This is a genomic window from Polaribacter sp. SA4-10, assembly GCF_002163835.1.
Classification (GTDB): domain Bacteria; phylum Bacteroidota; class Bacteroidia; order Flavobacteriales; family Flavobacteriaceae; genus Polaribacter.
Map to the genome: position 1 here is coordinate 3,354,546 of NZ_CP019331.1, position 12,827 is coordinate 3,367,372.

12 protein-coding genes are annotated in these 12,827 nt (G+C 30.4%); 3 read left to right on the forward strand and 9 right to left on the reverse strand.

Translation table 11 applies throughout. From position 1 onward, the window contains the following. Positions 1 to 121: 121 nt before the first annotated feature. Both BTO04_RS14780 and BTO04_RS14785 read right to left on the reverse strand, forming a co-directional pair. Positions 122 to 1,063 carry an aldo/keto reductase gene (locus BTO04_RS14780; protein ID WP_087565228.1) on the reverse strand — a complete coding sequence of 314 codons (942 nt, stop codon included), beginning with the start codon at positions 1,061 to 1,063 and terminating at the stop codon, positions 122 to 124. A gap of 248 nt (positions 1,064 to 1,311) precedes the next feature. Further along, positions 1,312 to 1,719, reverse strand: a complete 408-nt coding sequence (locus BTO04_RS14785) for a hypothetical protein (RefSeq protein ID WP_157662478.1) — start codon at positions 1,717 to 1,719, stop codon at positions 1,312 to 1,314. Between BTO04_RS14785 and BTO04_RS15675 the strand changes: the two genes are divergently transcribed. Beyond that, positions 1,720 to 1,848 carry a hypothetical protein gene (locus BTO04_RS15675; protein WP_302849201.1) on the forward strand — a complete coding sequence of 43 codons (129 nt, stop codon included), beginning with the start codon at positions 1,720 to 1,722 and terminating at the stop codon, positions 1,846 to 1,848. A gap of 320 nt (positions 1,849 to 2,168) precedes the next feature. Continuing rightward, positions 2,169 to 3,308, forward strand: a complete 1,140-nt coding sequence (locus BTO04_RS15425; protein WP_198342081.1) for a ubiquitin-like protein — start codon at positions 2,169 to 2,171, stop codon at positions 3,306 to 3,308. A gap of 267 nt (positions 3,309 to 3,575) precedes the next feature. Here BTO04_RS15425 and BTO04_RS14795 read toward each other — a convergent pair whose 3' ends face one another. Together BTO04_RS14795 and BTO04_RS15280 are read right to left on the reverse strand one after the other, a co-directional pair. Further along, positions 3,576 to 4,877 carry a metallophosphoesterase gene (locus BTO04_RS14795; protein ID WP_087565230.1) on the reverse strand — a complete coding sequence of 434 codons (1,302 nt, stop codon included), beginning with the start codon at positions 4,875 to 4,877 and terminating at the stop codon, positions 3,576 to 3,578. Positions 4,878 to 5,020: 143 nt separating this feature from the next. Then, the gene (locus BTO04_RS15280; protein ID WP_157662479.1) at positions 5,021 to 5,167 is read right to left on the reverse strand and encodes a hypothetical protein; all 147 of its coding nucleotides are present in this window, start codon (positions 5,165 to 5,167) and stop codon (positions 5,021 to 5,023) included. A gap of 178 nt (positions 5,168 to 5,345) precedes the next feature. Between BTO04_RS15280 and BTO04_RS15430 the strand changes: the two genes are divergently transcribed. Further along, on the forward strand, positions 5,346 to 5,513 hold the full coding sequence (locus BTO04_RS15430; RefSeq protein WP_198342082.1) for a hypothetical protein: 168 nt from the start codon (positions 5,346 to 5,348) through the stop codon (positions 5,511 to 5,513). 263 nt (positions 5,514 to 5,776) lie between these two features. Here BTO04_RS15430 and BTO04_RS14805 read toward each other — a convergent pair whose 3' ends face one another. The 5 genes from BTO04_RS14805 to BTO04_RS14820 form a co-directional block, all read right to left on the reverse strand. Then, a complete protein-coding gene (locus BTO04_RS14805; RefSeq protein ID WP_087565232.1) occupies positions 5,777 to 6,859 on the reverse strand; it encodes a serine hydrolase in 1,083 nt (360 codons plus the stop codon). A gap of 10 nt (positions 6,860 to 6,869) precedes the next feature. Then, complete coding sequence (locus BTO04_RS14810) at positions 6,870 to 7,928, reverse strand: GNAT family N-acetyltransferase (protein ID WP_087565233.1); 1,059 nt, start codon at positions 7,926 to 7,928, stop codon at positions 6,870 to 6,872. Positions 7,929 to 7,934: 6 nt separating this feature from the next. After that, entirely contained in the window at positions 7,935 to 9,251 is a 1,317-nt protein-coding gene (locus BTO04_RS14815; protein WP_087565234.1) for an aminotransferase class III-fold pyridoxal phosphate-dependent enzyme, read from the reverse strand. Between the two features lie 283 nt (positions 9,252 to 9,534). Further along, entirely contained in the window at positions 9,535 to 9,666 is a 132-nt protein-coding gene (locus BTO04_RS15680) for a hypothetical protein (protein ID WP_302849202.1), read from the reverse strand. A gap of 437 nt (positions 9,667 to 10,103) precedes the next feature. Further along, complete coding sequence (locus BTO04_RS14820; RefSeq protein WP_087565235.1) at positions 10,104 to 12,671, reverse strand: ATP-dependent Clp protease ATP-binding subunit; 2,568 nt, start codon at positions 12,669 to 12,671, stop codon at positions 10,104 to 10,106. Positions 12,672 to 12,827: the final 156 nt, after the last annotated feature.

Sequence of the window (12,827 nt, forward strand, 5' to 3'; positions counted from 1 at the left end):
AGTTGAATGGTTTATCATTTAACTTTACAAGTACACACTATACTGAAAGCCGATGCCGATATTTAGAAGTAGGCAAGAACAAGCAATTACTTATAGCTATTTTGAGGCAACGTTTATTTTATTACCAGGGTAGGTTTCGTTTTTTAATTTCAGATTGATATAACTGTTCAAGTTTTTCTAAAAGATGCTGTGGCATAGAAATTTCTGAACTTTTTACATTGTTTGTGAGCTGTTCTATAGTAATATTACCAGGAATAACTGTGGAAACAGCATCATATGCCAAACAAAAAGCGATTGCTATTTGTGCCAGGTTTTCTTCTGTTCCGGTTATAGCCTTAAGGTTGTTTACTAGTTGCGCTCTGGTTTCAATATCTTCTTTAGACCATCTACTTCTAATGTCATTAAACGTACTTTGGGCATTGTATTTGCCAGTTAGCCAACCAGAATCAAGCGGAATTTTTACAATGAGACCAACTTCATTCGTTTGTGCTTCTTCAAATCCTTGCAGGGTATCTTGATGAAAGATATTAAAAAATGTTTCAATCACTTTAGAATTTGTTGTATCCATTAACAACTTCATATCATCATAGGTGTCTAAAGAAGCACCGTATGCCTTTATTTTTCCTTCTTCAATTAACTTCTCGAGTATCTCGTAATGGTCATTTTTATTTCCATCAAAATATTCAGAAGGTGGGCTGTGAATAATAAATGAGTCAATATAATCTACTTGAAGTCTTTTTAAACTTCCTTCTAAAGATGCTCTGATATACTTAGAACTAAAGTTTAAAGTACCTGTATGCGTATGGCCAAACTTAGTGTTAATTACAATTTTACTGCGGTCTGCCTTCTTAAGTGCTTTACCCAATCGCTCCTCACTAGTTCCAAAGCCATAATTTGGAGCCGTATCAAAAAAATTGATTCCAAAATCTAAAGATGTATGAACAAGTTTAATAGCTTCAATTTCCGTCATACTTTTCCAACTACCGTCTTGCCCTAATTGCCATCCACCAAGGCCAATTTCAGAGATATTTATAGCGTCTTTTATGTATTTTTTATATTTCATTTTGAAGAAAATTCATTATTTAAAGAGTTACTAAACATCATTTTATTGTTTTATGATGTTGCCTAACTTTAATGATATGAGTCCGTTTTAAGGACTTATATCAGACAATAACGAAGTTAATTTAAAATTTTTGTAAAGTCAAGAGAATTGAGGGTTTCCATCTAAACTAAGTATTAACGACTAGTTTTGGTAAAATAAAAAAGCCCAAACTTTTGTTTGGGCTTTTTAAATAGTATTTAAAAGGTTGTTTATTTTTCTGTCTTCACTTCAATACCTGGAGAAATATCATACCCCGCAGGTCCGTGCAATACAGTATAAATAGCATCTAGTTTTGTATGAATGTTAGACAATGAATCTGAACTTAGATTTTCGTACATTGTTTTATTAGTTGCGTACCCAAACTTTTTATTAAAAGAATAGGATGCATCTCCCCAAGTTGTTGCAGAAGGAATGGTATGGTAGGTGGTAAAATCCATTAATTCTTTAGAAGTGGCATCATAAGAAACCAATTTAAAACCAGGATTGTTGCTATAAAATGGTGTTACACCTGGGCAACTAATGGCAATTTCTGTAATGTTTTTTCCAGAATGATTATACAATCTTCTAAACTCCCCATTTGGGACGAAAAAGACAAAATATTCTAAAAAAAAAACCAAATGAGAAATACTTCATTTTTAACATTACTATTATTTACTAGACATTTAATCTATTTACAAGAAATGATTTCTACATTAGTAGGAGAAGCTAAAAGTTGTGGTAGTACTTTACTTAAGGCGTGGAAATGAGTATAGCGCTATTAATATTAAGCAATCCTGATTTAACTATTGTAAGTTTATAAACAAGTACCCATCCTAACCCATTGTCTGATTATATCATACTGAAAACTTTGGTTATAAATTTATTGATTTTAATCTTGATAAGATTAACAATGTAGTAACATAATCACTTTTATTTAGGTATTTATACTGAATTACTTTCACTTATTTATAGTCATATTTGCTTTTGAAATCGTGAATAAGCCAAAACAGCTAAGCATTAAAAATCATTAAAATTTGAACAGTATGAAATACGCAGTATTCACGAATACTATAAAAAATATAAAAACATGAAAAAACGATACACCTTTTTGCTCATTTCTTTTTTATTCTTAAACTCATTTTCAATTTCTGCTTCCATGCAGATTTTTGTAACAACCTTAACCGGAGAAATTATTACTTTAGATGTTGAGTCAACTGACTCTATAGAGAACGTAAAACAAAAAATTCAGGATAAAGTAGGTATACCACCTAATGAGCAAAGACTTCTTTTTGAAGGAACAATAATTCATGATGGGAGAATGTTAATTGAATATAATATTGGAAAGGAATCAATGCTCTATTTAATTTTAAAGGGGGCTCCAGAGAAAATGAGTTATCAGGCCGTAGTAAGAAATGGCAGTGGTTCTTTGGTTACAAACAAACTAGTAGGGATGCAAATAAGTATTTTGCAAGGAGGAGGTTTAGCAAATCCGGGGTCTTCTGTTTATGTGGAAACCCAAACACCTACAACCAATAGTAACGGCTTGGTCAGTATAGAAATAGGATACGGAACTGTCGCTTCTGGAGTATTTAATACTATTAATTGGTCTTATGGCCCGTACTTTATAAAAATAGAAATCGACCCAACGGGCGGGAATAGTTATGCCCTTACAAGTACTAGCCAATTGTTAAGTGTTCCTTATGCTTTACACGCAAAGACCGCAGATAACGTTGAGGTTTATACCGCTGGAGAAGGGGTAGAAATTACAGATAACGTTGTAACAGCAACTCATCCCGCAGCCCAATTTTTCAATGAAATTAATTCTTCACGATTCAATTATCCATCTTCTGTAGCTAAATTGGATTTAGGCTATACTGCTTTAATTGAATCAGGTTATTTATATAACAGCAGTATAGAGGAGATAACTGTTTTGATTAGTGGTAAATATTTAATTAATTATGACGCGGTAATTAAGCAATTTGGTTGCGGTCAATCAACTCAAGCAGAATTAAGTATTTCCATCAATGGATTTACGATAAATAGTTCAATCATTTCTTCTGGCGTCGGAACTGGATATTGTGATGAACAGACTTCTTTGGCAAGGTCTTTGTTTTTAGTACTGAACGCTAATGATACAATTTCAATGCAGTTTGCAAATGATTATTGCTGTTCTGGAGATGGGGATCTTATGATTATGAGCAATAATTTTAACATCGTGAAAATGTAATTTAATAAGGAGCTCTCTCTCTCTTTAATGATGAACAAGACTCTCTTTGGAGGAGCTTTTTTTGTTTGGTTGTAATTAATGTTAACTTTAATGATATGAGTCCGTTTTAAGGACTTATATCAGACAATAACGAAGTTAATTTAAAATTTTTGTAAAGTCAAGAGAATTGAGGGTTTCCATCTAAACTAAGTATTAACGACTAGTTTGGGTAAAATAAAAAAGCCCAAACTTTTGTTTGGGCTTTTTAAATAGTATTTAAAAGGTTGTTTATTTTTCTGTCTTCACTTCAATACCTGGAGAAATATCATACCCCGCAGCTCCGTGCAATACAGTATAAATAGCATCTAGTTTTGTATGAATGTTAGACAATGAATCTGAACTTAGATTTTCGTACATTGTTTTATTAGTTGCGTACCCAAACTTTTTATTAAAAGAATAGGATGCATCTCCCCAGATTGTTGCAGAAGGAATGGTATGGTAGGTGGTAAAATCCATTAATTCTTTAGAAGTGGCATCATAAGAAACCAATTTAAAACCAGGATTGTTCCTGTGTATTGGTGTTACACCTGGGCAACTAATGGCAATTTCTGTAATGTTTTTTCCAGAATGATTATACAATCTTCTAAACTCATCCATATGTGTATGTCCGTATAAAATTCCGGTAATAGTTGTTGGGTATTGAGAAACAATTTTTAAAAACTGATTGTTCCAATCATTTGGTGCGGGTAATTGTTTCCAGTTAGTTGCATCCATACCTTTTTTTTTATATCCAAATGCATCTATTCCTGGTGGAATATGCATTGCAATATATGCTTTTTCTCCAATACTTTTTGCCTCTTTTAATTGGTTGACAAGCCAAGTCATTTGCTGTTTTGCATCGGCATTTTGTGAGCCATCATCGGCATTAAAATAGTTAGCAGAATGTATGACGGTGTTTAAAGAAATAATTCGCAAACCTTCAATAGGTCTTGCAGAATAGTATCCCAATTTGGGTGCTGGATTAGAAACCATTACAGGAGCTTTTGTGCCTGTTTTGTTAATATTTAACGCAGGATAAGGGTTGTTTTTTTCTGGAATTAAATCTGTGGGAATGTTATCTTTTTCATCGGCGTAAGAAGCATAGTCTCCCGCTATTCCATCGTTGTTTCCTGGAAGATATAGCAATGTTTTTTTATTTTTAGTAGCTAAATCTTTTAAACCAAATAAAATAGTACTTATATTTTTGTTATGCTTACCTCTTGCACTTTGAGGTAGTAAACGCCATATCTTTAAATGAGAAGGAAGGTCTCCCGTATAGATAATAAAGTCTGGATCGTTTTTTTTAATAACGGCATCGGCTTTGGCAAGAAAAGCCTTCCATAAGATCATTCCAGTATCTTCTTTGTAATCTGTAGTTTCTCTAAAAGAATCTAAGTGAATATCAGATAAGAATAAAAATGTTGGGTTTTTTTTAATAACAGATATTTTAATATCTGTTGCTGCGGATTCCTTTTTTTTTGCATCACTTTTACAAGAAATGAAACTACTTAAAAAAAGAGATAGTATAAAAATAGATTTAATTGTTTTCATGAGTTTTTTTTTAAAAATACTTAATTTATAGCCAATTTAGTGTAAAAGAGATTGTTAACCAATTATCAGGGTAAAATCAGGTATTTATACCTGTCTAAAAATGAGTGCTCTAAAATATTAGAAGTAATTTTTTAGATTCTTGTTTAGATAACTGTGTTTTTAGTTTTTCCTTTTTTAATATTGTTTATATCAAACTTTATAATATCAGCTTCTTTGTCTAAATAATCAATTGCTTTGTAGGTTATTCTAGTTACAGTTTTAATAATCTTCTTGTTTTTATTTTCTTCCAATTCCTTTGAAACTTTTGTAAATTATCACTCCAATACCTATCTTTTTCTATCATTTTATTTTTAAGCGCTTCAGGTTTTTGGAAAACAATAATTAGTCCTAGATAATATTCATAATTTAATCACTTTAACGCTTTTACTAATCTGTCTTTTGTTCTTTAAAATAAAGGAACCTAATTTAATGTTTACGCTAACAGAAGCTAATAATTCAAAAGGCTTTATACTTGCTTTTTTATATACTATTGCAAAATTTAGTACGGCTATTTTATCAATTTTCAGAAATGCTGCTTTACTTTTTTTTGAAGGTTTTTCAGCATCCAAAGTACAAATAGCATGTGTTACCTGGTAATTGTTTTGGGTAAGAATTGGGTTCTCTTACACTTGTTTTTTGTAAAATTAGCTGTTTTTATTGCTTTAATAAACGTTTATTCTGACGATTTTTGGTAGGTTTTGCTAATGAACTGCTAAACTTAGGTCGATAGAATATGAAAAGTAACGAGTTAGCAACTACAATTTCTTGATGTTTAAATTTAGTGTTATTAAGTTTTCAGAATTATTCTACTTAGTAGGATTTTGTAATTTATATATGTGGAGTTGTCCTTTCTTTTTTATTTAATAAAGGAAAAAAGCTTCTACCATTTTTTTTAGAAGCCATTCAGCCTTATGAGGCGCTAAAACTTGATTTATATTAAGAATAAAACTAGAATCAGTTTCTAAATTATAAAAGACCATCCCTCCGTACGCACTATTATGTCCAATAAAATTATGCTTTCCTATTTTTTTTTGTTGAAGTCCCATTCCATAACCTATTTTTTCTTTTTTTTGAGTTGAAATAATTGAGTCATCTTCAAAATTAATCATTTGTTTAAGTGTTTTAGGATCATTAAATAATTTACCGGTTAAAAGTGATCGTATAAAAATATTCAAGTCATTTGTTGATGATATTAAGCCACCGCCACCCCAATCAAATGAGGTGTTTATATTTTCTAAGGAATAGATTCCATGATATGGAAATATAACTGGAGTAGCACCTTTTTTGTTTTGATAAAATTCTAAATAAGTATCATTAAGCGAGAGTGGGTTTAATATTCTTTCTTCTAGTACTTTAGAATATGTTTTGTTTGTTAATTCTTCAATTAAAAGAGCTAATAGTAAATAATTTGTATCAGAATAATAAAAGCTTTCACTTGGCTTACATACTCCTTTTTTATTTAAACCATATTCAAAATATTTTTCTAAAACCTTTTTCCAATCCCATTCTTGATTTGGATATTTTTTGATATTTGCAAAGAATCTTTCATCATCAGAAAAGTAATCTCGAAGTCCACTTTTATGTTGTAGTAAGTTTTTTATTGTTATTTTATTAGAGTAGTTAATTGTATCAAAAAATAATATTTCTGATAGGATTTTCTTTGTTTCCACATTTTGTAAGCTATCTAGAAAAGGATCTTCTAATTTTAACAATCCTTCCTCCATTAATTGTAAAATAATAGTTGATGTAAAAGTTTTGGTAATACTTCCTGTTCTAAAACGATAATTGCTAGCTATTTTCTTATCAGTAGCATCTATTTGTCCTAGAGCAATGTTATAATTAATATTCTTTTTTGCGCTATTTATGGTAAGTAGGCAATTATAAATAGGAGCAGATCCTTCTGTATTGATTAGTAAATTAGCGAAATTTTCATATTTTTTCATAAAGCTACTCTTAAATGTAATCAAAAGCTGAAGCAAATATTGGTTTCGATTTTAAATTTTCAATTTTAGCTTCATCTATGTTTTTATAAGCAGCCATAATTTCAACATCAGAATCCTTTATAAATGAATGAATCATACCTAATTTACCTTTTGTTATAATTTTTTCACGAATTGGGCAGGTATTCCCTAACCAAAATAGAGAAGATTTTAATTTTTCTTTAGCCAGTAAACCTTCAAATAAAGTATATAATTGGGATTCATAACCAGGTTTGAAAAAGAGACCTTCAAATGCTAAAAATTCGAATCGTTTTGGGTTAAATAATTTATTAAGAATAGGTGTTAAAGGCACTACGTTCATTACTATTTTTCCTATAAAACCTTTCATATTGTTAATAACCCAATGTGCACGGTGGTATTGACAGCCCGCTATAATTTGTCCGTTTTCTCGAATAACAAAATAATTGTTTTTAATAAATAAAGAATCGAATTGGGTTAAAGCATGGTTGTCATAGGTTTTCTTAAGTAAGGTTAAAACTTCTTCTTTTTCTTTTTTTGAAGTTATTTGTTCGATTTTTTTCTTTTTTTTCGGAAAAAAACGACTAAATCCTAAAGTTTTTACCGTTCCTAAAGGATTATAACCCGCACTTTCTACAACTTTATAAGAACTTTTGTTAGCTCTTTCTATACAAGCAAAATAAATGGTTTTTTCTTTCTCCTTTTCACGAATTAATTCCATCACTTTTATGGAAAATTTTTTCATAACTCCTTTGCCACGTATTTCTTTTGATGAAGCAAAATATCTGATATAATTACAATTAAATTTCTCACTATTAGTAGTTACAGTTGTCATAGAAAAAACAGCCGTTGCTCTTATTTTTTCACCTTCAAAAATGGCAAGAAGTACTGGGTTTTTTATCAATTTAATATGTTCTTCTGTATTTTTGTGTTCATAGATAGCACCTTCATTTCCCCAGGCAATACTATCTAAAAAATGTAAAGCTTCTTTAGGAATACCTTGATGTCTTTGAATGGAGTATTTGCCGTCAGTAAATAGAATCTCTTTTTTCATAATTATTTATACTTGAGTTTTAATAATACCGCTTTCTACTAATTGTTTACAGCTTAACTTAATTTTATCTTCCAATAAATCAATTACGTCATCTGTATGCGCTGCTGATAAAAAACAGTTTCTACCTTCCCAGATATAAACTCCATTTAAAAGAAGTTGATTATAAAGTGCTTTATACTTTCCCGGAGTTACAAACCGGAATAAAGACCCGAAATAAACAATTGATAACTTTGGAAAATACTCTTTAAAAAAGGCATTCATTTTATTGCAAAAATTGGATGTTCTATTGTTTATTTCATTTAATAGTGAGCCGTTAGTAGAATTGAGTATTTCTAATGTTTTTAAGGAAGTAGCCATTGCTAAAGGATGATGACAAAATGTACCTGCAACAAAAGTTGATTTTGCTTCTGGAATTGACTGGTCTCCATATTGCCAGTATCCACCATCAATAGCATCTAAAAATTTTGATTTACCAGCAACAATACCTATTGGTAATCCACCGCCAATTACTTTTCCGTAAGTAACAATATCAGCTTTTATGTTAAATTGTTTTTGGCAACCTCCAATATCAATTCGAAAACCAGTGATTACTTCGTCAAAAATAAGTGCAATCTCATTTTGTTCTGTAATATTTCGTATTTCCTTTAAAAAAGCAATGGGTTGAAAACTTGGGTTTCTGCTCTGAACTGGCTCAACAAGAACAGCTGCAATGTTATCTTTGTTTTTTTTAATAAACTCTAAAGACGCTTCTGAACCGTATTCGAAAACATAAGATTCATTTAAAATAGATTGTGTAATTCCAGGAATAGATTCTTTGGCAATATTTGTTTGTTGGTCTCTTTTTAGAGTAAGTAATGGATCAAATGTACCATGATAGGCGCCTTTGAAAAAAACAACATTTTTCTTTTTTGTAACCGCTTTTGCAATTCTTAAAGAAACCATAATTGCTTCGGTGCCAGAATTAAAAAAGGCAACTCTTTCTGTATTTGTAGCTAATGCAATTTTTTCTGCTAGTTTTCCTGCTAATGGAGATATTGGACCAACAGACCAACTCTTTGTTAATTGGTTCTCAATTTCCTTACGAATTGGTGCATAATTATGCCCAAAAAGTATAGAGCCAAAACCCATCGTTAAATCTATATACTTATTATTGTCAATATCCCAAATAAAAGCACCATCAGATTTATCCGAAACCAAAGTGTAAATAAGTTCTTTCTTTTGAATATTAAAACCTGCTGCATTTCTATTTAAAGCAAAATGTTGTCTGTAATTCTGTGTATGCTTTTTTGTAAGTGAATTTTTTTGAGATAATTTATGAGTCATAAACGATTTGATGCTTTTTAATAATATAAATTTAATATATAAACACAATTATTACTGTATTTTAAAACCCTAATAAAAGAAATGAATGCCAACTTAACACTAATATGGCTTCGTTTTTAATGAATTATATCTGAAGTTAGCCAACTTCTATTTTAATAATTTAAAATAGCTATTTTTTGTCTAAAAAACCTTAAACTAATTGGTTTTAGATTTTATTATTTTGAAAATTAAATAAAAATAATTGTTTCTATTCAATTAATATTTTTGAATTCTATTTACGCTATTATTGTTCTTTACTTAATTGAATAATTCGTTTAATATTTGTGAAATTAGTTAAATTTTCCATAATTTTTTTAGCATTTGGATCAAGTGCTTTTTTAAAACCATCAACAGCGTTAAAACACATATTTTCCATTCCTGCAAAAGGTATAATAGAAACCGGAATACACTCTTTTTAACCTTCTTCTGCAGTTGCTCCCTTAAGATAATCTCCTAAAATTTTTCCAACCATAGGAAGATGAATATTAAAACAATAGTCCATATTAAATGTTTTTTTTTGTCATTTGGATACAAGACACTAGCTTTACTCATTCTTTTTTTCGTTATTTCTATTTTTTAATTCATACTGATTAGGTTTTACCGATAATTCTCTTTTTTTATGGTTTGTGATCTCCAATAAAAACATCAATTTTATATTTAAAAGGTTCTAATATGAGGGTTTATCAAAATTAAATATTAATTGTGAGTGAAGTTACTTGTTTTATTTTTAACATTCTAATAGGCAGAAATAGTTATTTTTAATTACAAAAAAAATCCCAAACTTTTGTTTGGGATTATAATTTATTCTTAAGATTAAGACTTAGGTTCTGTTCTTGTTTCTTCTTTCTTTTTCCCTTTTTTTATCTTAATGGTAAGCTTGTTGTCTTTCTCATCTAAATCCATAGAAATGGTATCCCCTTCTGTAAGTTTAGAATTTACAATTTCTTCTGCTAAAGCATCTTCAATGTATTTCTGTATAGCTCTTTTAAGTGGTCTTGCCCCGTATTTCTTGTCAAAACCTTTGTCTGCTATGTAATCTTTTGCTTTTTCGCTTAATTCTAACGTATAGCCTAAACTAGAGATTCTATGTAATAACTTATCTAGCTCAATATCTATAATTTTATGAATATCGCTTCTTTCTAGAGCGTTAAATACAATTACATCATCTATTCTGTTTAAGAATTCTGGAGCAAAAGATTTCTTTAAAGCACCTTCAATTACAGATTTAGCATTTGCGTCTGCTTGTTCTTTTTTAGAAGAAGTTCCAAAACCTACACCGCCACCAAAATCTTTTAATTGGCGTGCACCAATATTAGAAGTCATAATAATTATGGTATTTCTAAAGTCGATTTTTCTACCTAAACTGTCAGTAATATGTCCGTCATCTAAAATCTGTAATAACATATTAAACACATCTGGATGCGCTTTTTCAATTTCATCTAATAGAATTACAGAATAAGGCTTTCTTCTAACTTTTTCAGTTAATTGTCCGCCTTCTTCGTAGCCTACATAACCAGGAGGCGCTCCAATTAAACGAGAAATAGCGAATTTCTCCATGTATTCACTCATGTCAATTCTAATAAGTGAATCATCAGAATCAAATAATTCGCGTGCTAAAACTTTAGCTAACTGCGTTTTTCCAACACCTGTTTGTCCTAAGAAAATAAAAGAACCAATTGGTTTGTTTGGATCTTTTAACCCAACTCTATTACGTTGTATTGCTTTTACAACTTTAGTTACCGCTTCATTTTGTCCAACAACTTTACCTTTAATTAAATCTGGTAATTCGTGTAGTTTATGGCTTTCTGCTTCAGCAACTCTATTTACAGGAATTCCTGTCATCATAGAAACTACTTCTGCAACATTATCTTCTGTAACAATTTCTTTATTTAGTTTAGAATCTTCTTCCCATTGTTTTTGAGCAGAATCTAACGCAGCTTCCATGTTTTTTTCATCATCACGCAACTTGGCAGCTTCTTCATATTTTTGCCCATTTACTGCTTTTGTTTTACGATCACGGATAACGACTAACTTTGCTTCTAGTTCTAAAACCTGTTTAGGAACCACAATGTTTGTAATATGAATTCTAGAACCCGCTTCATCTAAAGCATCAATTGCTTTGTCTGGTAAAAAACGATCTGTCATATACCGATTCGTTAATTTTACACAAGCTTCAATAGCATCATCTGTATAAGATACATTATGATGTTCTTCATATTTACTTTTAATATTTTGTAATATTTGTATTGTTTCTTCAACAGAAGTTGGATCTACAATTACTTTTTGAAAACGACGTTCTAAAGCGCCATCTTTTTCAATATTTGTTCTAAACTCATCTAAAGTTGTAGCGCCAATACATTGTATTTCGCCTCTTGCTAAAGCGGGTTTTAACATGTTAGATGCATCTAAAGAACCCGTTGCTCCTCCGGCACCAACAATCGTATGAATTTCATCTATAAATAAAATGATATCATCATTTTTTTCAAGCTCATTCATTAACGCTTTCATACGTTCTTCAAACTGACCTCTATATTTTGTACCTGCAACCAAACTTGCTAAGTCTAAAGAAACCAAGCGTTTGTCAAATAAAATTCTAGAAACTTTACGTTCTACAATTCTAATTGCTAACCCTTCTGCAATGGCAGATTTACCAACACCAGGTTCTCCAATTAACATTGGATTGTTTTTCTTTCTTCTACTTAAAATTTGAGAAACACGCTCAATTTCTTTTTGTCTACCAACAACAGGATCTAATTTGCCTAATTCGGCAAGTGTAGTTAAGTCTCTACCAAAATTGTCTAAAACCGGAGTTTTAGATTTCTTTACGACTTTTCCTTTTTGAGGTTGATCAAAAGGGTTTGATTTTTCTGATGCAAATTCATCATCAGAAGGTGTTTCTGCAATTGGAGTTGAAGCTGCGTCTATATCATCTGTATCCTCTACATGCAACTGTTTGTACAAAGCCTTTGCTTCATCATAATTTACATGATATTTGTGAATCAGTTTTGTTGATGGGTCATTTTCATTTCTAAGAATACACAACAATAAGTGTGCTGTATCAATAGATTCACTTTGATATAATTTAGCTTCTAAAAACGTAGTTTTAAGTGCTTTTTCTGCTTGTCTTGTTAAATGCAAACTTTTCTTTTCAGAAGCATCTGAAAAAGTTGGGTCTGATGGGTTTAGTTGCTCCAGTTTTTTTCGCAATAAATCTAAGTCAACATCAAATGCATTTAAGATCTCAATTGCTTTTCCTTCTGCTTTTCTAATTAAACCTAATAGTAAGTGTTCCGTCCCAATAAAATCATGCCCTAAACGTAGTGCCTCTTCTTTACTGAAAGTTATAACATCTCTAACTTTTGGTGAAAAATTATCGTCCATAATCTAGTATATATAGTTGTAAATTTAACTCTTTTTTTTATAGATAAAAACAAAAAACATGCCAATCCTTTCAAACTGACAATTTGCCCTATAAAAAGGGGGTAAAATGTATTGAAAATCAGGTAGATAAAACAATGTTAAAATTTATTAAAAAAT